We start from the raw sequence: 21,026 nt of genomic DNA on the forward strand, positions 1-21,026 counted from the left end.
CATGCCCGACGAAGAGACCGCCACGCTGAGCCACCCGCCCGCCGCCGCCCCCGCCGAGCCCCTCCACGTCCCGGCCGACGCGGGCCGGACGCCGTCGTGGACGCGCTGGCTGGTGCCGCTCGCGCTGGTGCTCGCCGCCGTCAACCTGCGCCCCGCCATCACCAGCCTCGGCTCCCTGATGAAGGAGGTCACCGGCGGACTGCACATGAGCGGGGGCATCGCGGGCGTCCTCACCTCGGTGCCGGCGTTCTGCTTCGCCGTCTTCGGCATCACGGCGCCGCGCCTCGCCCGCCGCTTCGGCCCCGGCGCCGTCGTCTTCGCGGGCATGACCGCCATCACCGCGGGACTGCTCCTGCGCCCCTTCGCGGGCGGCACCGTCACCTTCCTCGCGGCCAGCGCGCTCGCCCTGATGGGCATAGCCGTCAGCAACGTCCTGATGCCGGTGATCGTCAAGCGCTACTTCCCCGACCGGGTCGGCTCCATGACCGGGCTCTACTCGATGGCGCTCGCCGCGGGCACCTCGCTGGCCGCGGTCACCACGGTGCCCCTCACCGACGCGCTGGGCGGCGGCTGGCGCCGGGGACTCGGCGTCTGGGCGCTGCTCGCGGTCGTCGCCGTGGCGGCCTGGATCCCGCTGACGCGCGACCGCTCGGGCAGCGCCGCTCCGGCCCTCAGCGCCAAGGAGGAGCCCGCGCCCGCGCCGCGCATCACCCGCAGCGGCACCGCCTGGGCGCTGGCCTGCTTCTTCGGCCTCCAGGCCACCGGCGCCTACATCACCATGGGCTGGATGCCGACCATCTTCCGCGACGCGGGCGTCTCGGCCGGCACCGCGGGGCTGCTGCTCTCGCTCACCATGGTCATGGGCGTGCCGCTCGGCTTCGTCATCCCGTGGCTGGTCAACCGGCTGCGCAGCCAGGGCCCCATCGTCGTCGTGCTCGGCGCCTGCGGACTGGCCGGCTACGCCGGGCTCTACCTCGCTCCGGCCGGCGGGGCCTGGGCCTGGGCGCTGCTGCTCGGCATCTCCAACTGCGCCTTCCCGCTGGCCCTCACCATGATCAGCAAGCGATCGCGGACCGGCGCGGGCGTCGTGCGCCTCTCCGCCTTCGCCCAGTGCGTGGGCTATCTGCTCTCCATCCCGGGCCCGCTCCTGGTCGGCGTCCTGCACGACCGCAGCGGCGGCTGGGACCTGCCCATCGCCCTGATGGCGGGCCTCATGGTGCCCCAGATCGTCGTGGGCGTCCTGGCGGGCCGCGACCGTACGATCGAGGACGAGCTCGGGGTCCGGCGATAGCGGAGCAAACCGGGATGCGACACTGACCGCATGCCAGTGCTCGAACCCAATCCGCAGAACAGCCACAAGAAGCTCCTGCTCGTGCTCGGCGCGATGCTCGCCGTCACGGTCGTCGTCGCCATCATCGCGACGATCGCCTCCCCCTGACCGAACCCGACCCGCACCCCGAAGGGGCCATGGTGGTGCTAGCCCCACCATCCCCTAGGGGGTCAGGGTCAGGGTCAAGTGGGTGGGTCACCGGATGGGATGACGCCCGCCGGATCCGTAGGTTTTGAGGTACCGCGACGAACACCCCGTTCGGACGCGGCTCCCGAACCCGGAACGCACACGGAGGCGGTCATGTCGGCCCACACCCACCCCAGGTCCCCCCAACCGGCCGCCGGTGGCGTGGACTTCAAGCTGCCATGGTGGGGCGTCGCCCTTCCCGCCCTCGCCTTCTTCGCCCTCCTCGCGCTCCTCGTCGGCTCGGGCGACACGCACGCCGTGTCCGGCGACGGCACCCTCACCCACCTCGTCGACCGCATCCAGCACAGCCTCTCGCGCTAGGCGGCCAAGGCCTCCCCGCCCCCGGCCGTCACCCCCTTCGGCGGACTCCCCGGCACCCTGCGCCGCGTGGCGTGTTTCATGCGAAGCTGGGGAGCATGAGCGTCGATACACCCCGCAGGATCGTCCTTCTGAGGCACGCGAAAGCCGACTGGCCCCAGGTGTCCGACCACGACCGGCCGCTGGCCGAACGGGGCAGGGCGGACGCCCCGGTCGCAGGCCGCCGCCTCGCCGAGTCCGGCATCGCCTTCGACCTGGCCCTCTGCTCCAGCGCGGTCAGGACCCGCGAGACCTGGAAGCTGGCCGTGCAGGAACTGCCGCAGCGCCCCAGGACGGTGTACGAGGAGCGGCTGTACGAGGCCTCGCTCGGCGAACTGATCGCGCTGATCAACGAGACCCCCGACGACGTCGACAACCTCCTGCTCATCGGGCACAACCCGGGCATGCACGCCCTGGCGGACGCGCTCGCCGGTGACGCGGAGGGCGACGTGCTGTCGCGGATGAACCGCAGCGGCTTCCCGACGTGCGCGTACGCCGTCCTCACGATCAACGGCTCCTGGAAGTCCGTGGAGCACGGGGCGGGCCGGCTCGTCGAGTTCTGGGCCCCGCACGCCTGACGACCTCGTGACGAAGGCCCCGGCGCGCACCGCGCACCGGGGCCTTCCGTCTGTCTGCCGCCGGGTTCAGTCGAGCAGGCCGTCCGCCGCCTCGACCTCCTCGCGGGTGATGCCGAGCAGATACAGCACGGTGTCCAGGAAGGGCACGTTCACCGCGGTGTGCGCGGCCTCCCGGACCACCGGCTTGGCGTTGAAGGCGACCCCGAGGCCCGCCGCGTTCAGCATGTCCAGGTCGTTGGCGCCGTCACCGATCGCCACGGTCTGAGCGAGCGGCACCCCGGCCTCGGCGGCGAACTCCCGCAGCAGCCGCGCCTTGCCGGCCCGGTCGACGATCTCGCCGGTGACCCGCCCGGTGAACCTGCCGTCCTCGATCTCCAGGGTGTTGGCCGAGGCGAAGTCGAGCCCCAGCTGCTCCTTGAGGCCATCGGTGACCTGGGTGAACCCGCCCGAGACGACGCCCACTTGGTAGCCGAGGGCCTTGAGCGTACGGACCAGGGTGCGGGCGCCGGGCGTGAGCCGGACCTCGGCCCGCACCTTGTCCACCACCGAGGCGTCCAGGCCCCGCAGCAGCGCGACCCGGGCGTGCAGCGACTGCTCGAAGTCCAGCTCGCCGCGCATCGCGGCGGCGGTGACCTCGGCGACCTCGGCCTCGCATCCGGCGTGCGCGGCGAAGAGCTCGATCACCTCGTCCTGGATGAGCGTGGAGTCCACGTCCATCACGACGAGCCGCTGGGCCCGCCGGTGCAGGCCCGCCGAGACCACGGCCACGTCCACCCCGCGGGCGGCGGCCTCGGTGGCGAGCGCGGTGCGCAGCGGACCGGTCTCGACGCCGGACACCGCGAACTCCACGGCGGTGACCGGGTACTTGGCGAGCCGGAAGATGCGGTCGATGTTGCCACCGGTGGCGGCGATCCGCGCCGCTATGGCCGCCGTGGACTCGGCGGTCAGCGGGTGGCCGAGCACGGTGACATGGGAACGGCCGCTGCCGCGCGGCCTGTTGTCGCCGAGGCCGGAGATGATCTCGGCTTCGAGCTTGAGCGATTCGGCCCAGCTGTGCACGGTGGCGCGCAGCTCGCCCTGGGAGGCCACGGTGGGCTCGGTGATGAGGGCGCACAGGACGAGCCGGCCACGCGAGACGACCTGTTCGATGTCCACGACATCGACGGAGTAGGCGGCGAGGGTGTCGAAGAGCCCGGCGGTGATGCCGGGGCGGTCCTTCCCGAAGATCTTGACGAGGAGGGTCGGTACGTCAGAGCTCTGACCGGCGTCGGAGTTCTGGCCGGCGGGGGGCAGGGGCGATGGCGTCATGGTGATCCCACCGTATCCGGCCCCCGCTCACGCCCGGCACGCCGTCCCGCCCTGCGGACAGCGTCCCCTCGGACGGCCTCTCGGCGGGCCGGCCCGCCTCAGCCGCGACCCCGCGGTCCGCCGGGCGGGGGCGGCGGACCGTCCTCCGGGGGGCCGTGGGGGCGGGGCCGCGCCGGTGGGCGGCCGCGCGGGCCCGGCATCGTGGGGGTGCCGTGCAGCCCCGGCGGCAGCTTCAGATACGGGTTGGTGTCGGGGTTCGGCGGCCGGTAGGAGGGAGCCGGGTTGTACGGACCCGGCGCCGCCGTCGCCTCCTCGCGCGGCCCCGCGGCTCCCGGGACCCGGGCGAGCACCGCGGCCCGGCGCCCCGCCGCGCCCGCCGTCCAGGCGAGCAGCGCGCCCACCGCCCCGGCCGCGAGCCCCCACCCCGCGCCGAGCGCGAACGCGAGAGCCGCGTCGCCGTGCAGTTCGATGCCCGCCCCGAACGCGTCGAAGCCCAGCACCGACAGGGAGGCGCTCGCGGAGATCCCGGTGAGCCACACCATCAGGGGGAGCGCCACTGCGGTGGCCGCGGCCAGCGACAGCGCGCACCGCCCCGCGAAGGCGCCGAGCGAACGCCCCTCCACCGGCGTACGGGCCGCGGCGAGCACCCCCGCATACAGCATCAGCAGGCCCGTCGCCACGGCCAGCAGCCAGACGCGGTGGTCGAGTTGGGCCAGCCGCGCCAGTGTCACCGACTCGTCGTCCTTCGCCCCCAGGAGCCGGTCGAGGGGGTCCGGCAGGGCGCCGGCGAGCGTGCCGCTCGCGTGGCCGTGCCAGGGCACGAGGAGCCCGAGCGGGATCGCCTGCCACACCCCGTTCGGCGCGCCGAGCAGGGCCGCGCCCGCGATCTGCCGCGGCCGGTTGTCGCCGATGCCCGCGTACACCGCGGCCGCGAGCCCCGCCGCCACCGCGACAAGCACCACCGTCACCAGCGCGGACGCGGCGGGCCGCACCGCACGGTGCAGCGCCGTCCAGGAGGGCGGCAGCGGGCCGCGCCGCGAGGCGAGCAGCGCGATCACCAGCACCACGGCGACCCAGCACGCCGCGCCCGCCAGGGACCGGCCGGTGTCCACGCTGAAGCCGACCTTCGCCCGGGCGTCCGCGAGGTCGGCGAGCCGGCCGGGCAGCAGACCGCCGACGTCACCGAGCCCGGGAAGGCCCGGGATGCCGGGCACCTTCACCTGGCCCAGGCCCAGCTGGGAGCCGTCGAGGGTGATGAGGTCGTGGCCCGCCCAGGCGAGCCCGGCGACGACGGCGACGAAGAGCGCGGCCACTGCGGCGGCGCGGGCCGCCAGTTCGGCGCCGGAGATCCAGGCGCCGACGGCCCGCAGCGAGCGCAGGAAGAAGACGGCGAGCAGCAGCGCCCCCGCGAGCCCCACGCCCAGTGGCGTGAAATCGATGGCCGTCCTCGCCTCGGCGCCGCTCAGACCGAACGCCGAGACGTCACCGGAGGGGGTGACCGAACCGCCCGCCCCGAGGACCACCACGGCCGCGGACATCGGACCGAGCGCGCCCGCCGCGTCCGCGCCCAGCAGATGCAGTCCGAGCGCGGCCGTACCCGCCATCGCGACCAGCGCCCAGCTCACCGAGGCGATCGAGGCGAGCAGCACGTCGCCCCACCGGATCGCGCCGCGCACCTCGTTGTCGCCCACGCTCATCAGGACCCCCCGGTACGAGCCGACTTGCCCCTATTCATGCGGAGAGGCCATGTTCCTCCGCTGCCACGCCCTTTATGGGCGGACATCATGATCCGTACGCACTCATGGGTGCTTACTACTCTCGGGGGGTGTTTGGCCCACGTCAACGGGTGCACGGCAGGGGCCTGTTGCAGGACCGGGACCGGACTGTGCACGGTCTGTGCACGTAATTCACAAGGCCCGGGTTTCGGATACGAGCCCGGGCCTGAAATAGTTCCCCCCGATGTTCACCATCCCTAGACTCTCTGTGTCGGGAGTCACAGGCCTCCGGTGCGGGGGTCTTTCGGGGGACGACAAGTGGGGCTGGAGTGCCGGAACTCGTACTGGAATTGAATGGCAGCACCTGGACGCTCGATCCGTCCAGGTCGTACACCCTCGGTCGTGATCCGCAGGGTGACCTCGTGGTCGACGACGCCAGAGTCTCGTGGCGCCATGCCACGATCAGCTGGGGCGGCCGCAGTTGGGTCATCGAGGACCACGGATCGACCAATGGCACCTACGTGCAGGGTCAGCGGATCCACCAGATGGAAATCGGCCCCGGCTCCTCGGTCCACCTCGGCAACGCGACCGATGGTCCGCGGCTGAATCTGACCGGTGCCGCCGCGGCCGCCTACGCGCAGCCCGCCGCCCAGGCGCAGGCGGCCCCGGCCCACCCGCAACCCCAGCAGGCCCCGCCGCAGCAGGGCGGCTGGGCGCAGCAGGCGCAGGTCCCGCAGCAGCAGTGGCAGCAGCAGCCGCCGCAGCCGCAGGTCCCCCAGCAGGGCGGCCAGGCCGGTGGCCCGCCCGTGTACGGCGACCGCAGCCCGACCACGTTCCACCAGGTGGCGCTCGGCCGGGTCATGCGCATCGGCCGTGCGCTCGAGAACGAACTGGTCGTCTCCGACCTCCAGGTCTCGCGCCACCACGCCGAGTTCCACGCGACGCCCGACGGCCGGATGGAGATCCGAGACCTCGGCTCCCACAACGGCACGTACGTCAACGGACAGCCGATCGCCAAGGGCGGCAGCGTCCTGCTCGGTCCGCAGGACATCGTCGGCGTCGGCCACTCGACCTTCCGCATCGTCGGCGACCGGCTCGAGGAGTTCGTCGACACCGGTGACGTCTCCTTCTCCGCGCGCCATCTGACCGTCACGGTCGACGGCGGCAAGGACATCCTCAAGGACGTCTCCTTCGGCGTCCCCGAGAAGTCCCTCATCGCGGTCATCGGCCCGTCGGGCTCCGGAAAGTCCACCCTGCTCAAGGCGCTCACCGGCTACCGGCCCGCCAACAAGGGCGACGTCCTCTACGACAACCGGAACCTCTACAAGCAGTTCGCCGAGCTGCGCCAGCGCATCGGTCTGGTCCCGCAGGACGACATCCTGCACAAGGAGCTGACCGTCAAGAAGGCGCTGAAGTACGCGGCCAAGCTGCGCTTCCCCGCCGACACCACCGAGAGCGAGCGCCAGCAGCGCATCGACGAGGTGCTGCGCGAGCTCAAGCTGGACATCCACAAGGAGAAGAAGGTCACCTCCCTCTCCGGTGGCCAGCGCAAGCGCGTCTCGGTGGCCCTCGAACTCCTCACCAAGCCGTCGCTGATCTTCCTCGACGAGCCCACCTCGGGCCTCGACCCGGGCATGGACCGCGACGTCATGCAGCTGCTCCGCGGCCTCGCCGACGACGGCCGCACCGTCCTGGTCGTGACCCACTCGGTGGCCGAACTCGCCATCTGCGACAAGCTGCTCGTGATGGCGCCGGGCGGCTCGGTGGCGTACTTCGGTCCGCCCGAGGAGGCGCTGAACTTCTTCGGCTACAGCACCTGGGCCGATGTGTTCTCCGCCTTCGAGAGCTACCGCGACTACGACTGGGCGGGCCGCTGGAAGGGCTCGCAGCACTACCAGATGTACGCCGCGGACATCGACGCCGTCGCCCCGCAGTCGGTGCAGATGCCGTCGGCCCAGGCGATGAAGCCGCCGAAGCCGCAGGGCTGGGCCTCGCAGCTGTGGACCCTGATGCGCCGCTATGTGTCGGTCATCGCATCGGACAAGGGCTTCCTCGCCCTGTCGGTGGCCCTGCCCGCGGTGATCGGCTCGGTCAGCGTCGTCATCCCCGCGAAGTTCGGCCTCGCGCCGCCGACGCCGCCGTCCCGCTTCAACGGGGACGCCGGCACCATCATGCTGATCCTCGCGGTCGGCATGTGCTTCTCCGGCGCGGCCAACTCCGTACGAGAACTGATCAAGGAACGGGTCATCTACGAACGCGAACGGGCCACCGGCCTGTCCCGTTCGGCGTACCTGATGTCCAAGATCCTGGTGCTCGGCGTCATCACGGCCTTCCAGGGCGTGATCCTGTGCGTGATCGGCTTCTCGACCCGCAAGCTGCCCGCCGAAGGCCTCGTGATGCCGCCCGCGGTCGAGATGTGCCTGGTCGTGATCGCCCTCGGCTTCACCTCGATGATGTTCGGCCTGATCATCTCCTCGCTGGTGAAGACCTCCGAGAAGACCATGCCGCTCCTGGTCATGTTCGCCATCGTCCAGGTCGTCTTCACCGGCATCCTGTTCAAGGTCTACGACTCGGTCGGCCTGGAGCAGTTCGCCTGGCTGATGCCGTCGCGCTGGGCCATCGCGGGCGTCGGCACGACGCTCGACCTCGCGCATCTGATGGGGCCGATGGACCAGAACGACCCGACCAACCTCGACCCGCTGTGGAAGCACGAGGCGTCGCAGTGGTTCCTCAACATCTCGGTGCTGCTGTTCATCGGCGTCGCCCTCGGCTTCGTGGTCGCGCGCCTGCTGCGCCGCCACGAGCCCGAGGTCATGCGCAAGTAGCCGGCGCCTGACACGCGAGAAGGGCGGCACCCCGTCGGGGTGCCGCCCTTCTCCTACGTCCGGAGAGGACCAGCCGCCTGAGGCGGTCGGGCTCAGGCTCAGTAGGCGCCGTTGACGTTGTCGATGGAGCCGTACGTCTTCGCCGCGTAGTTGGCGGCGGCGGTGATGTTGGCGACCGGGTCGTAGATGTTCGACGAGGTGCCGGGCACGTGGAAGGCGTTGAAGGTCGGCTGGATGACCTGGAGCAGACCCTTGGACGGGACGCCGTTGATGGCGTTGATGTCCCAGCCGTTGATGGCGTTCGGGTTGCCGGTCGACTCGCGCATGATGTTGCGGTGCAGGCCCTCGTAGGTGCCCGGGATGCCGTTGCTCTTCATGATGTCGAGGGCCTGGCGGATCCAGCCGTCGAGGTTGTTGGCGTACACCGGCTTGCGGGCGGCGGAGCGGCTGGCGGCGGCGGCCTCGTCACGCTGCTTCGCCTCGGCCTCGGCCTTCGCCTTGGCATCCGCGTCGGCCTTCGCCTTGGCGGCGGCCTTCGCCTGCTGGTCGGCGGTGACCTGCTGCTTGGAGACGCTCTCCGAGACCGCCTTGGTGCTGACGACGGTCGCCGCGAAGGCGGCGGGCTCGGCGGCTGCGGCGCTGCCCGACTGACCCGTCCCGGGGAAGACCGAGAGGGCGAGAGCGGCGGCGCCGAGGGCGGCGACACCGGCAATCGAGATCTTGTGCGTCTTGTTCAGACGACTATGACCAGGGTTGCTGGACTCGGGCATGGCTGTTGGACCTCTTCCGAATGACGTGGACGGCGCACCGAAGCGCCGCGGCGTTGGAGCCGCAGCGCTGTGCGACGGGAGTCATTGTTAGCGGCCGCAAAATCCGGTGGCAAAGCTGCCACATACGAAGCCGGATAGTGGATCACGTCCGGGCCGACGGCGCCTCGTACCCACTCTGGCCCCGCTCACACCGACTTTATGTGTCCACTAAACAGCCTCGTAAGTGATGTGCGTCCTATGCCCGGGCTCACATCGAGGACGTAACAGTTTCACCAAACGTTGCTGGAGCAATGCGCACGGTGAGGGTTCTCGTCCGGAAGTATGAGGTGGACGTCGCCGAACTCGTGCCACAGGTAGAGCCGGCTCAGCGCCTGGTCGTAGGCGACGGCCAGCGCCTCGCGGCCCGCGATCGCCTCCAGCATCAGCAGATGGGAGGCCTCCGGCTCGTGCAGCCCGGTCAGCAGCCCGTCCACCACCCGTACCCCGCGCTCCGGCGTCACCACGAGATCCGTCCACCCGGCAGCCTCGCGCACCACAGCGTCGGCCCCGGCCGCGGACTCCAGCGCCCGCACCGCGGTGGTCCCGACCGCCACTACGCGCCCGCCGCCCGCCCGGGCCGCGTTCACCACCCGGGCCGTGGCCCGCGGCACCGCGAAGCGCTCCGGGTACGGCGGCTCGTGCGCCTCCGCCGAGGCCACCCCCGTGTGCAGCGTGACCGGCGCGAACCGCACGCCCCGCCGCCCCAGCTCCGCGACCAGGCCGACGGTGAAGGGCCGCGCCGCACTCGGCATCTCCGCCGACCCGAGCCCGTCGGGCTGCGGCAGCGCGAACACCGTCTGGTACGCGGAGAGCGGCTGGTCCCGCTCCGTATAGGCGTACCGGATGGGCCGCCCGTGCCGGTGCAGCAGCCCCGGCACGTCGCCCGCCGACACCCGCGCCCACCACAGCCGGTCCGGGCTCAGCGCCTCGTCGAGCACCAGCTCCTCCCCGCCGGGCAGGGCCACGACGGTCCCCGCCCGGTCCCCGGTCCGCCGCTCGCTGCTCCCCGACGGCGTGGGCGTGCGCAGCTCCACCGCCCAGCGCCCGTCGGGCCCCCGGGTGGAGAAGTGCACCACCACCGCCCGCCCGCCGGCCGAACCGTCGACCGCGGCGGGCAGGGTCGGCGAGGTGTTGACCACGAGCACGTCACCGGCGCGCAGTTGCCCGGCCAGGTCGCGGAAGGCGTGGTGGGAGACGGTCGTGCCGCGCGACACCATGAGCCGTACGTCGTCGCGCCCCCTGCCGCGCACCTCGGCGGGCACCGAGGCGAGCAGTTCGTCCGGCACCCGCACCACCAGGGGCACGGTCATCGCGCCACCTCCGCCAGAGCGGGGGCCGAGTAACGGCCGCTCGCCGGGCGTTCGTCCAGCAGCCGCAGGAACCCCGGCACCACCGTCGAGGGCTCCGGCCGGTCCCGGTCGTCGTCCGTCGGCACCGCCGCCGCGTACAGATCGGTGCGCATGTCACCCGGGTCCACCGCCCACACCCGAAGCCCCGGCTCCTCCACCGCGAGCACCGCCGCCAGCTGGTCCAGCGCGGCCTTCGAGGCGCCGTACCCGCCCCACGTCCCGTACGCCTCGGCCGCCGCGTCCGAGCTGACCGCGACCACCGCGCCCGCGGCCGACCGCCGCAGCAGGGGCAGCGCCTCCTGCACCAGGCCGAGCGCCGCCACCACATTGGTCTCCAGGGCCGCCCGCAGACCCGCGAGGTCCAGCTCCGCCAGGCGCACGAGCGGCTCGGCGCCGAGCGCGGAGGCGTTGTTCACCAGCAGGTCGAGCCCGCCGAGCCCCCATGCCGCCGCCACCAGCTCCGCGCGGTGCCCGGCGTCGGTGACATCCCCCGGCAGCGCCACCACCTTCGTCCCGTACGCGTCGAGGGCGCGCGCCGTCTCCTCCAGTACCGGGGCGGTCCTGGCATCCAGGACCAGGTCCCAGCCCCGCTCTGCCAGCGCCCCGGCGAGCGCCCGCCCGAGCCCCTTGGAAGCCCCCGTGATGATCGCAACCGGCATGATCTCCGACCCCTCTGTCCGTCGAGCTGTGCGTCGATGCGTTCAGAGTGGCGCCGGGTGCGGTCCCGCCGCCTCGGACGCGGGCACCACCCCGGCAAGGCACTTCGACCTAGGCCCCGCGGCCCAGACGGCGCTGGTCCACAGGCCGAGGCGCGCGGTCGGGGGCCGCCGGTACCGTGGCCCCATGAGCCGTCCGCCCAGTCCCCGTGCCACCGGAGCGAGCCCGTCACCGAGCGCGGGCCTCGCCGCCGTGAGCACCGCCCTGCTCGCCATGAGCCGGCACCTGGAGGTCCGGGACGTGCTCAAGACGATCACCGCCTCCGCGCGCGAGCTCCTCGACGCGGAGTACGCCGCGCTCGGCGTCCCCGACGACCACGGGGGCTTCGCCCAGTTCGTGGTCGACGGCGTCAGCGACGAGCAGTGGCGGGCGATCGGGCCGCTGCCCCGCCAGCACGGCATCCTCGCCGCGATGCTCCACGAGGAGAAGGCGGAGCGCCTCGCCGACGTCCGCAAGGACCCCCGCTTCGAGGGCTGGCCCAGCGCCCACCCCGACATGTCCGACTTCCTGGGCATGCCGATCCGCGACGGAGAGGAGACGCTCGGCGCCCTCTTCCTCGCCAACAAGCGCTGCCCCAAGGTCTCCCTCTCCCGCAGGGGCGACCATTGTGGCTTCACCGAGCAGGACGAGGACCTGCTGCGCCTGCTCGCCCAGCACGCCGCGATCGCCCTGACCAACGCCCGGCTGTACGAGCGCAGCCGGGAGCTCACCATCGCCGAGGAGCGCTCCCGGCTCGCCCACGAGCTGCACGACGCGGTCAGCCAGAAGCTCTTCTCGCTGCGGCTCACCGCCCAGGCGGCCGCCGCCCTGGTGGACCGCGACCCGGCCCGCGCCAAGGGCGAGCTCCAGCAGGTCGCGGCCCTCGCGGCCGAGGCGGCCGACGAACTGCGCGCCGCCGTCGTGGAGTTGAGGCCGGCCGCGCTGGAGGAGGACGGCCTGGTGCACACCCTGCGCACCCAGATCCAGGTCCTCGACCGGGCCCACGCGGCCCGCGTCACCTTCGACAACCGCGGGGTGCGCGCGCTGCCCCCGGCCCAGGAGGAGGCCCTGCTCCGGGTCGCCCAGGAGGCCCTGCACAACGCGCTGCGGCACTCCGGCGCCGGCCGGGTCGACGTCGTCCTGGAGCGCGACGGCCAGGGCGCGGTCCTGCGGATCACCGACGACGGCCGGGGCTTCGAGCCGAGCCGGGTCCGCCGCGCGGGCCGCCACCTGGGCCTGGTGTCGATGCGGCACCGGGCGAGCGGGGTCGGCGGCAGGCTGACCGTCCAATCGGCACCCGGCGCGGGCGCCACGATCAAGATGGAGGTCCCCGGTGGCTGACAAGGTGATCAGGGTCCTGCTCGTGGACGACCACCAGGTGGTCCGCCGGGGACTGCGGACGTTCCTGGAAGTGCAGGACGACATAGAGGTGGTGGGGGAGGCCTCCGACGGCGCCGAAGGCGTCGCCCGCGCCCAGGAGCTGAAGCCGGACGTCGTCCTGATGGACGTGAAGATGCCGGGCATGGACGGCATCGAGGCGCTGCGCAAGCTCCGCGAGCTCGCCAACCCGGCGAGGGTCCTCATCGTCACCAGCTTCACCGAGCAGCGCACCGTGGTCCCGGCCCTGCGCGCCGGAGCGTCCGGCTATGTGTACAAGGACGTCGACCCGGACGCGCTGGCCGGAGCGATCCGCTCGGTGCACGCCGGCCATGTGCTGCTCCAGCCCGAGGTCGCGGGCGCGCTGCTCAGCCAGGACGACGGGCAGGGCGGCACCGGGCGCGGCTCGACCCTCACCGAGCGGGAGAAGGAGGTCCTGGCGCTGATCGCCGACGGCCGCTCCAACCGGGAGATCGCCCGCCATCTCGTGCTGTCGGAGAAGACGGTCAAGACCCATGTCTCGAACATCCTGATGAAGCTCGACCTCGCCGACCGCACCCAGGCCGCGCTGTGGGCCGTGCGCAATGGTGTGACCGACTGACAAAACGTGAACCGGATCGTCATGCTCCGGCCCACGATTCATACCGTCGTGTGGATGTCACCCACATAGCGCATCCCCGGGGAGGCCCGGGCGTTCTCCATGGCATGCCGCGGCGGTTGGTCGCGGCGCTGACCAGGAGGATCCAGAACATGAAGCTCAACAAGGCTCTCGCCGTCACCGTGCTCGCCGGCGGCGCCCTCGCCGCCGCGACCGGCGCCGCTTCCGCTCACGGCGGAGCCCAGGCCGACGGCACCGCCGAGCGCTCCCCGGGCGTCGTCTCCGGCAACCTGGTCCAGGCTCCGGTCCACGTCCCCGTGAACGCCACGGGCAACACGGTCAACGTGATCGGTGTCCTCAACCCGGCCTTCGGGAACGAGAGCTCCAACAGCTGACCCGCTCCCCGAGCGGTGACCTCCGGCCCCCGGGTTCGCCCGGGGGCCGGTCCGCTGTCCGAACCGCTTCAGCCCCGCTCCCGCTCCTCCACATACGCGTTGTACGCCGCGACCCTGGCCCGCCTGGCCACCCGCTCCACCGGACGCAGCGCCTCGCCCCGCGCCGCGATCTCCGAGGCGCTCACCGCACCCCCGTGCCCGTTCTCCCGCGCCAGCGACACCAGCAGCGCGACCCGCCGCGCCAGTTCCAGCACCCGTACCGCGCGCGGCGGATAGCCCGGGGCCAGCACCTCCTCGTCGGGGCCCTCGGCCCGCGCCCGGTACGCGTCGATCGCGGCGGCCGCGGCCGGACCCGACCCCGCCACGTCGAGCCGGGTGAGCACGGCGGTCGCCTCCCGCAGCCCCTCCGCGAGCTCGCGCTCCGCCTCCCCGAGCGAGGGCACGTCGGCCGGCGGAGCCTCGCGCACGGGCAGGCAGTGCCAGACCACCTCGGTGTGCACGTCCCCGGCGGGCCCGGCCTCGTACAGCTCGGGGACGAGACCGTAGGGCGCCCCGAACCCCACCACGGCCTCCTCGGCGTCGAGGGCGCGCGCGTTGAACTCCGCGGGGCCGCTGAGTCCCAGCGGATGGCCCGCCGTCGGCAGCGCGACCCGCCAGCCGCTCACCCCGAGGGTGCGCAGCCGGCCGAGCGCCAGCGTGAGACCCACCGGCGCAGACTCGCCGGGCAGCCCCTCCACCCGGTGCACCGCGTCGTCCCCGACGATCGCGAGCGCCGCGTCATCCGGTGAGACTTTCCCGGCCAAAAGGGCATTTCCCCAAGCGGCCAGCCGACCTGAACGTGGTTCCGAGAACATGCCTCCAACCCTAGAGAAACCGCACCACCGGACCTAGAGGCGGGATCACTTCGCCAGTGGCGTAGGTTTTCCCTGGGGACCGCGCCCACAGGCGCCCCCGGCAAGCACTCGCGAACTCAAGACGATGGCATGGGGAGACAACGCGCTCATGAGCGATGTACTGGAGCTGGTGGACGTATCCGTGGTCCGCGACGGACGCGCTCTGGTGGACGACGTCTCCTGGTCGGTCAAGGAAGGCGAGCGCTGGGTCATCCTCGGCCCCAACGGCGCCGGCAAGACCACCCTCCTCAACATCGCCTCCAGCTACCTCTTCCCGAGCACCGGCACCGCGAAGATCCTCGGTGAACAGCTCGGCAAGGTGGACGTCTTCGAGCTGCGCCCGCGCATCGGCATGGCCGGCGTCGCCATGGCCGACAAGCTCCCCAAGCGCCAGACCGTCCTGCAGACCGTCCTCACCGCCGCGTACGGCATGACCGCCACCTGGCAGGAGGAGTACGACGCCGTCGACGAGGACCGGGCCCGCGCCTTCCTCGACCGGCTCGGCATGACGGACTTCCTGGACCGCAAGTTCGGCACCCTCTCCGAGGGCGAGCGCAAGCGCACCCTCATCGCCCGCGCGATGATGACCGACCCCGAGCTCCTCCTCCTCGACGAGCCCGCCGCCGGCCTCGACCTCGGCGGCCGCGAGGACCTGGTCCGCCGCCTCGGCCGGCTCGCGCGCGACCCGTACGCGCCCTCGATGGTGATGGTCACCCACCACGTCGAGGAGATCGCCCCCGGCTTCACCCACGTCCTCATGATCCGTCAGGGCAAGGTGCTCGCCGCCGGCCCCATGGAGACCGAGCTGACCTCCCGCAACCTCTCCCTCTGCTTCGGCCTCCCGCTGCTCGTCGAGCACCGCGGCGACCGCTACACGGCGACGGGTCTCCCGCTCGGCTAGGCGGCCGCGCGCACTGTCGGTGAAGGGACGCCCGGACCTACCATGACCTTGTGGACATCGAGGCATGGATTTGGTGGCTGATAGCCGCGGCAGGTCTGGGCATCCCCCTCGTACTGACCGCCATGCCCGAGTTCGGCATGATGGCGGTCGGCGCGATCGCCGCCGCCCTGGGCGCGGGCCTCGGCCTCGGCGCCGTCGCGCAGGTGCTCCTCTTCGTGGTCGTCTCGGTCGCGCTCATCGCCGTCGTCCGCCCCATCGCCGCCCGCCACCGCACCCAGAGCCCCCAACTCGCCACCGGCACCGAAGCCCTGAAGGGCCGTCAGGCCGTCGTCCTGGAACGGGTCGACGCGGGCGGCGGCCGGATCAAGCTGGCGGGCGAGGTCTGGTCGGCCCGTGCGCTCGACACGGAGCAGATCTACGAACCCGGACGTCAGGTCGACGTGGTCGAGATCGACGGAGCCACTGCCATCGTCATGTGAACCATGCCAGGATCATCAGGTCCGGAACTATCAACCGACGTTTCCAGGGCCATCCGAGAGCAAGAAGGGCACGGGGTACGCGATGCAACCGATCATCATCGTCCTGATCATCCTGGTGGTGCTGGTCTTCATCGCCCTGATCAAGACCATCCAGGTGATCCCGCAGGCCAGCGCCGCGATCGTGGAGCGCTTCGGCCGTTACACCAGGACGCTGAACGCGGGCCTGAACATCGTCGTCCCGTTCATCGACTCGATCCGCAACCGGATCGACCTCCGCGAACAGGTCGTCCCCTTCCCGCCCCAGCCGGTGATCACCCAGGACAACCTGGTCGTCAACATCGACACCGTCATCTACTACCAGGTGACCGACGCGCGGGCCGCCACCTACGAAGTCGCCAGCTACATCCAGGCGATCGAGCAGCTCACCGTCACCACGCTCCGCAACATCATCGGCGGCATGGACCTGGAGCGCACGCTCACCTCCCGCGAGGAGATCAACGCGGCCCTGCGCGGCGTCCTCGACGAAGCCACCGGCAAGTGGGGCATCCGCGTCAACCGCGTCGAGCTCAAGGCGATCGAGCCGCCGACCTCCATCCAGGACTCGATGGAGAAGCAGATGCGCGCCGACCGTGACAAGCGCGCCGCGATCCTCCAGGCCGAAGGTGTCCGGCAGTCGGAGATCCTGCGCGCCGAGGGTGAGAAGCAGTCCGCGATCCTGCGCGCCGAAGGTGAGGCCAAGGCGGCCGCCCTGCGCGCCGAGGGCGAGGCCCAGGCCATCCGTACGGTCTTCGAGTCCATCCACGCGGGCGACCCCGACCAGAAGCTCCTCTCCTACCAGTACCTCCAGATGCTCCCGAAGATCGCCGAGGGCGACGCCAACAAGCTCTGGATCGTGCCCAGCGAGATCGGCGACGCCCTCAAGGGCCTCTCCGGAGCCTTCGGCAACCTCGGCGGCGGCATGCCGGGCTTCAACACCGGCAACGGCCCGACCGAGCGCCGCGAGGAACCCCCGGTGGACTGACGGCAGTTGACTGCCCCATACACCAGCCATGCATGATCAGTGCGGCCCCTCGACCTCCATGGCGGGGAGGCGACTCACTGAATGTGTAAGGAGATGGCCTTGTCCATCTGGGAAGCACTCGCGGTCTTCGCCGCCGGCATCGGCGCGGGCACCATCAACACCATCGTCGGATCCGGCACGCTGTTCACCTTCCCCGTGCTGCTCGCGACCGGTCTGCCGCCGATCACCGCCAACGTGTCCAACGCCCTCGGCCTGGTGCCCGGCTCCATCAGCGGGGCCATCGGCTACCGGCACGAACTGCGCGGCCAGACCCGGCGGGTGCTCCGCCTCGGCGGCGTCGCCCTGGCCGGGGGACTCGCGGGCGCGATCCTGCTGCTCGCCCTGCCGTCCTCGTCGTTCGATGCGATCGTGCCGGTCCTGGTCGGCGCCGCCCTCGTGCTCGTCGTGCTCCAGCCCCGCCTCGCCGCCGCCATCAAGCGCCGCCGCGAGGCCCGCGGCACCGAGGCCCACCCCGAAGGCGGCGCCGCCCTCCTCGTCGGCCTCTTCCTCGCCAGCATGTACGGCGGCTACTTCGGCGCGGCCCAGGGCGTCCTCTACCTCTCCCTGATGGGCCTGCTCCTGCACGACAGCCTGCAGCGCATCAACGCCGTCAAGAACATCCTCGGCGCCGTCGTCAACGGCATCGCGGCCGTCTTCTTCCTCTTCGTCGCCGAGTTCGACTGGACCGCGGTCCTGCTCATCGCCGTCGGCTCGACCCTGGGAGGCCAGATCGGCGCCAAGGTCGGCCGCCGCCTCAAGCCCGCGGTACTGCGCGGGGTGATCATCGCCGTCGGCGTCGTCGCGATCCTCCAACTGACGCTGAAGTAGCGGCCGTACGCACACGAACGAGCCCGCCTTCCCTCCGAAGGCGGGCTCTCCCCAGCGGATCGGCCCCCGTCACGCGGCCGGTACGGCGCCCGAAGCCAGCCACTCGGGCAGCTCGGACCGGTCACCGGCCGCCATCGAGAGCAGCATCGCATCCGCCGGCGAGGGCACGAACGGCTGGCGCAGCAGCGGCATGCCCGCCTCCTCCGGCGTGCGGTCCGCCTTGCGGTGATTGTCCTCGGCACAGGAGGCCACCGTGTTCAGCCACCCGTCCCGGCCCCCCTGCGCCCGCGGCACCACATGGTCCACGGTCGTCGCGCGCCGCCCGCAGTAGGCGCACCGGTGCTGGTCCCTGATCAGCACCCCCCGTCTCGACCACGGAGCCTGTCTTCGGAACGGCACCCGTACGTATCTGCACAGCCGGATCACCCGCGGCACCGGGATGTCGACGGCGGCGGCCCGCATCCGCAGACCGGGATGGGACTGTTCGACCACGGCCTTGTCCTGGAGCACCAGCACCACAGCACGGTTGAGCGTCACCGTCGACAGCGGCTCGAAGCTCGCGTTCAGTACCAGCGTGTCCCGCATCCTGCCCACCTCCGTAGTGCCGGCCCACTCCCTCGCGGGCTTGGATCAACTCTGGCCGGGCTCGCCACGATGGACAACGCAATATCCGCGGCCGCCCGAGCGAAGAACCCGGCCCCGGCAACAGAAAAATGCCCTGCCCTGATCTCTCCAAGACCAGGGCAGGGCAAACGGAAAACGAACGGTCAGCTCTGCTCGGGAGCCGTGTACTCACCGATGAGCTGCGCGCGGCCGAGCGTGTGGAAGCGCAGATTGAACCCCACCACGGCGGGGGAGGCGTCCGCGTCCGGACCCAGCTTCTCGGTGTCGACCGCGTACACCGTGAAGACGTAGCGGTGCGTCTCACCGGGCGGCGGGGCGGCGCCGCCGAAGTCCTTCGAGCCGTAGTCGTTGCGCACCTGCACCGCTCCCGACGGCAGCCCCTCGAACTTCCCGCTGCCCGCCCCCGCGGGCAGCTCGGTCACCGACGCCGGGATGTCGAACACCGACCAGTGCCAGAACCCGCTGCCCGTGGGCGCGTCCGGATCGAAGCACGTCACCGCGAAGCTCTTCGTCCCGGCGGGAAAGCCTTCCCACCGCAGCTGCGGCGAGGTGTTCCCGGCCGCGTAGACCTGGGCGTCCTTCAGCACGGCACCCGGCTCGAGGTCCTCGCTCACCACGGTGAACGAGGGCACCTCGGGGTGGAAGTCATGGGGAAGCGGCGGCCTCTTGAGCTCGCTCACGTCGGCACCTCCTGATTCGGCATCAACTGGTGGTCCCGAGCCTAGGGGGTGGCCGGCCAGAACCAGTTCCGCCGCCCGCCGACCTCGGCCAGCCACTGATTGAGGTACGCCGCCCAGTCGGTCCCCTGGAAGTCGTGGAAGCCCACCTCGAACGAGCGGTAGGAGTCGCTGCGCTCGCTGAACAGCCCCGGCTTCTTGTCCATCTCCAGGACCACGTCCATCGCGCGGTCGTCCGCCACGAAGGACAGCTCCACCTCGTTCAGGCCCCGGTACTGCGACGGCGGGTAGAACTCGATCTCCTGGTAGAAGGGCAGCCGCTGCCGCGTCCCGCGGATGTGCCCCTTCTCCAGGTCCGCGCTCTTGAAGCGGAAGCCCAGCTGGAGGAAGGCGTCGAGGATCGCCTGCTGGGCGGGCAGCGGGTGTACGTGGACCGGGTCCAGATCCCCGGAGTCGAGCGCGCGGGCGATCTCCAGCTCGGTCGTGACCCCGATGTGCATGCCCCGCAGCGGCTGCCCGGCGACCGCCGTGACGGGTGTCTCCCAGGGAATCTCAAGGCCGAACGGCACCACGTGAACAGCACCGGCCTTCGCTTCGAACGCCCCGCCGAGCCGCACCTTGGTGAACTCGATGTCCTGCTGGTGCTCGTGCTCGCCCCCCTCGACCTCGACGCGCGCCTGCAGCCCGACCGAGAGCCCCTCGATCCGCTGGTCGACCGATCCGCCCTGGATCCGGACCTCACCCTGGACGACCCCGCCCGGCACCACATTGGTCTCGGTGAGCTCGGTCTCCACCGAAGCCCCGCCGGCCCCCAAGCTCGCCAGCAGCCGCTTGAACCCCATGCCAGTCCTTCCCCTATGTCCTGTCGACCTCGACCCCTACGAACGCGCAAGCGTCATGTCCGGTTCCACCCGCCGTCCACTACCCTCGGACGCCATGATCGCGGCCACCGAACGTACGCCACTGCCCAGGGAATTCTTCGACCGGTCCGTCCTGGAAGTCGCCCCCGACCTCCTGGGCCGCACACTGGTACGCCACAGCCCCGACGGCCCGATCGAACTGCGCCTCACCGAGGTGGAGGCCTACGACGGCCCGAACGACCCGGGCTCCCACGCCTTCCGCGGCCGCACGCCCCGCAACGACGTGATGTTCGGGCCGCCCGGACACGCGTACGTCTACTTCACCTACGGGATGTGGCACTGCCTCAACCTGGTGTGCGGGCCGGAGGGGCAGGCGAGCGGTGTCCTGCTCAGGGCGGGGGAGATCCGGGTGGGCACCGAGCTGGCCCGCAAACGTCGAATCTCGGCCCGATATGACAAAGAACTGGCCAAAGGCCCGGCCCGCCTGGCCACCGCCCTCGACGTGGACCGCCCCCTGAACGGAGCGGACGTCTGCGCCGGCCCCGAGGCGCCTCTCGCCGTACTGGCGGGTACCCCTGCCAGGCCCGACCAGGTGCGGAGCGGTCCGCGCACCGGCGTCGGCGGCGAGGGCGCGTGGCAACCCTGGCGGTTCTGGATCTCGGACGACCCCACGGTGAGCCCGTATCGGGCGCATCAGCCGCGCAAGCGCCGAACTTGACTCGGCCTCAAGCGACGCCTAACGTAGCCCGAGCCGCTTGAGACGGGCCCTGCTGTTCAGCAACCCCAGGCGGCCATCCACTACCTACGATCGAACCCCAACGGGTCTGCATTTCGGCATGCCGAAATTCGAACTCGAATGACTCGATTATGAACAGCCGGGGAAACCCGCTAAAGTAGTGGAGACGCCGAAAGGGAAACGCGAAAGCGGGAACCGGAAAGCGAACCCCAATTCGACGGGGAATCGGACGCGAAAGAGTCTGATAGAGTCGGAACACGAAATGGCGAAGGGAAGCGCCCGGAGGAAAGCCCGTGAGGGTGAGTACGAAGGAAGCGTCCGTTCCTTGAGAACTCAACAGCGTGCCAAAAGTCAACGCCAGATTGACAACCCCGTCCACTTCGGTGGATCGAGGTTCCTTTGAAAAGTCCTGTCCGGCCCGTGTGGTCGGCAGGCAATGACACAG

22 protein-coding genes are annotated in these 21,026 nt (G+C 71.4%); 13 read left to right on the forward strand and 9 right to left on the reverse strand.

Translation table 11 applies throughout. The features are described from left to right. The first annotated feature begins 1 nt into the window (after nt 1). The 4 genes from DT019_RS08240 (at nt 2) to DT019_RS08250 (ending at nt 2,451) form a co-directional block, all read left to right on the forward strand. Entirely contained in the window at nt 2-1,291 is a 1,290-nt protein-coding gene (locus tag DT019_RS08240; RefSeq protein WP_114035970.1) for a CynX/NimT family MFS transporter, read from the forward strand. Between the two features lie 30 nt (nt 1,292-1,321). Beyond that, nucleotides 1,322-1,438, forward strand: coding sequence for an SGM_5486 family transporter-associated protein (locus DT019_RS40700; RefSeq protein WP_262985314.1), 117 nt, complete (start codon nt 1,322-1,324; stop codon nt 1,436-1,438). A gap of 192 nt (nt 1,439-1,630) precedes the next feature. Continuing rightward, nucleotides 1,631-1,837: a hypothetical protein gene (locus DT019_RS08245; protein WP_114035971.1), complete on the forward strand. Its 207-nt coding sequence runs from the start codon at nt 1,631-1,633 to the stop codon at nt 1,835-1,837. 95 nt (nt 1,838-1,932) lie between these two features. Then, a complete protein-coding gene (locus DT019_RS08250; RefSeq protein WP_114035972.1) occupies nt 1,933-2,451 on the forward strand; it encodes a SixA phosphatase family protein in 519 nt (172 codons plus the stop codon). Nucleotides 2,452-2,517: 66 nt separating this feature from the next. Here the strand turns inward: DT019_RS08250 and serB are convergent, their stop codons facing one another. Both serB and DT019_RS08260 read right to left on the reverse strand, forming a co-directional pair. After that, nucleotides 2,518-3,759 carry a phosphoserine phosphatase SerB gene (gene serB, locus DT019_RS08255; protein WP_114035973.1) on the reverse strand — a complete coding sequence of 414 codons (1,242 nt, stop codon included), beginning with the start codon at nt 3,757-3,759 and terminating at the stop codon, nt 2,518-2,520. Nucleotides 3,760-3,857: 98 nt separating this feature from the next. Then, nucleotides 3,858-5,456: a streptophobe family protein gene (locus DT019_RS08260; protein WP_114035974.1), complete on the reverse strand. Its 1,599-nt coding sequence runs from the start codon at nt 5,454-5,456 to the stop codon at nt 3,858-3,860. A 347-nt stretch (nt 5,457-5,803) separates the two neighbouring features. Here DT019_RS08260 and DT019_RS08265 point away from each other — a divergent pair, with 347 nt between their 5' ends. After that, on the forward strand, nt 5,804-8,299 hold the full coding sequence (locus DT019_RS08265; protein ID WP_189389251.1) for an FHA domain-containing protein: 2,496 nt from the start codon (nt 5,804-5,806) through the stop codon (nt 8,297-8,299). A 98-nt stretch (nt 8,300-8,397) separates the two neighbouring features. On the opposite strand, the gene DT019_RS08270 is transcribed toward DT019_RS08265, so the two are convergent. The 3 genes from DT019_RS08270 to DT019_RS08280 form a co-directional block, all read right to left on the reverse strand. After that, on the reverse strand, nt 8,398-9,069 hold the full coding sequence (locus DT019_RS08270; RefSeq protein WP_114035976.1) for a transglycosylase SLT domain-containing protein: 672 nt from the start codon (nt 9,067-9,069) through the stop codon (nt 8,398-8,400). Nucleotides 9,070-9,338: 269 nt separating this feature from the next. Then, nucleotides 9,339-10,418: an S-adenosylmethionine:tRNA ribosyltransferase-isomerase gene (locus tag DT019_RS08275; protein ID WP_114035977.1), complete on the reverse strand. Its 1,080-nt coding sequence runs from the start codon at nt 10,416-10,418 to the stop codon at nt 9,339-9,341. After that, nucleotides 10,415-11,116: an SDR family NAD(P)-dependent oxidoreductase gene (locus tag DT019_RS08280; protein ID WP_114035978.1), complete on the reverse strand. Its 702-nt coding sequence runs from the start codon at nt 11,114-11,116 to the stop codon at nt 10,415-10,417. The genes DT019_RS08275 and DT019_RS08280 overlap by 4 nt, the downstream gene beginning before the upstream one ends. Nucleotides 11,117-11,300: 184 nt before the next feature. Between DT019_RS08280 and DT019_RS08285 the strand changes: the two genes are divergently transcribed. The 3 genes from DT019_RS08285 (at nt 11,301) to DT019_RS08295 (ending at nt 13,523) form a co-directional block, all read left to right on the forward strand. Then, complete coding sequence (locus DT019_RS08285) at nt 11,301-12,494, forward strand: GAF domain-containing sensor histidine kinase (protein ID WP_114035979.1); 1,194 nt, start codon at nt 11,301-11,303, stop codon at nt 12,492-12,494. Further along, nucleotides 12,487-13,131: a response regulator gene (locus DT019_RS08290; RefSeq protein ID WP_114035980.1), complete on the forward strand. Its 645-nt coding sequence runs from the start codon at nt 12,487-12,489 to the stop codon at nt 13,129-13,131. The genes DT019_RS08285 and DT019_RS08290 overlap by 8 nt, the downstream gene beginning before the upstream one ends. A 149-nt stretch (nt 13,132-13,280) precedes the next feature. Beyond that, the gene (locus tag DT019_RS08295; RefSeq protein ID WP_114035981.1) at nt 13,281-13,523 is read left to right on the forward strand and encodes a chaplin; all 243 of its coding nucleotides are present in this window, start codon (nt 13,281-13,283) and stop codon (nt 13,521-13,523) included. Between the two features lie 68 nt (nt 13,524-13,591). Here DT019_RS08295 and DT019_RS08300 read toward each other — a convergent pair whose 3' ends face one another. Beyond that, a complete protein-coding gene (locus DT019_RS08300) occupies nt 13,592-14,377 on the reverse strand; it encodes a hypothetical protein (RefSeq protein ID WP_114035982.1) in 786 nt (261 codons plus the stop codon). A 148-nt stretch (nt 14,378-14,525) separates the two neighbouring features. On the opposite strand from DT019_RS08300, the gene DT019_RS08305 reads away from it, so the two are divergent. The 4 genes from DT019_RS08305 (at nt 14,526) to DT019_RS08320 (ending at nt 17,684) form a co-directional block, all read left to right on the forward strand. After that, on the forward strand, nt 14,526-15,317 hold the full coding sequence (locus tag DT019_RS08305) for an ABC transporter ATP-binding protein (RefSeq protein WP_114035983.1): 792 nt from the start codon (nt 14,526-14,528) through the stop codon (nt 15,315-15,317). A gap of 50 nt (nt 15,318-15,367) precedes the next feature. Continuing rightward, nucleotides 15,368-15,796, forward strand: a complete 429-nt coding sequence (locus tag DT019_RS08310) for an NfeD family protein (protein WP_114035984.1) — start codon at nt 15,368-15,370, stop codon at nt 15,794-15,796. A gap of 82 nt (nt 15,797-15,878) precedes the next feature. Next, on the forward strand, nt 15,879-16,817 hold the full coding sequence (locus DT019_RS08315; protein ID WP_114035985.1) for an SPFH domain-containing protein: 939 nt from the start codon (nt 15,879-15,881) through the stop codon (nt 16,815-16,817). A 93-nt stretch (nt 16,818-16,910) separates the two neighbouring features. Then, nucleotides 16,911-17,684: a sulfite exporter TauE/SafE family protein gene (locus DT019_RS08320; RefSeq protein ID WP_189389254.1), complete on the forward strand. Its 774-nt coding sequence runs from the start codon at nt 16,911-16,913 to the stop codon at nt 17,682-17,684. 69 nt (nt 17,685-17,753) lie between these two features. On the opposite strand, the gene DT019_RS08325 is transcribed toward DT019_RS08320, so the two are convergent. The 3 genes from DT019_RS08325 to DT019_RS08335 all read right to left on the reverse strand — a co-directional run bounded on the left by DT019_RS08325 (nt 17,754) and on the right by DT019_RS08335 (nt 19,827). Beyond that, complete coding sequence (locus tag DT019_RS08325) at nt 17,754-18,269, reverse strand: HNH endonuclease (RefSeq protein WP_114035986.1); 516 nt, start codon at nt 18,267-18,269, stop codon at nt 17,754-17,756. A gap of 182 nt (nt 18,270-18,451) precedes the next feature. Beyond that, on the reverse strand, nt 18,452-18,988 hold the full coding sequence (locus DT019_RS08330) for a YbhB/YbcL family Raf kinase inhibitor-like protein (RefSeq protein WP_114035987.1): 537 nt from the start codon (nt 18,986-18,988) through the stop codon (nt 18,452-18,454). Between the two features lie 41 nt (nt 18,989-19,029). Further along, nucleotides 19,030-19,827 (reverse strand): sporulation protein, encoded by a 798-nt coding sequence (locus DT019_RS08335; RefSeq protein ID WP_114035988.1) that lies wholly within the window; start codon nt 19,825-19,827, stop codon nt 19,030-19,032. A gap of 94 nt (nt 19,828-19,921) precedes the next feature. Between DT019_RS08335 and DT019_RS08340 the strand changes: the two genes are divergently transcribed. After that, complete coding sequence (locus DT019_RS08340) at nt 19,922-20,563, forward strand: DNA-3-methyladenine glycosylase (RefSeq protein WP_114035989.1); 642 nt, start codon at nt 19,922-19,924, stop codon at nt 20,561-20,563. The last annotated feature ends 463 nt before the right edge of the window (nt 20,564-21,026 follow it).

Source organism: Streptomyces sp. SDr-06 (assembly GCF_003324565.1).
Lineage (GTDB): Bacteria > Actinomycetota > Actinomycetes > Streptomycetales > Streptomycetaceae > Streptomyces.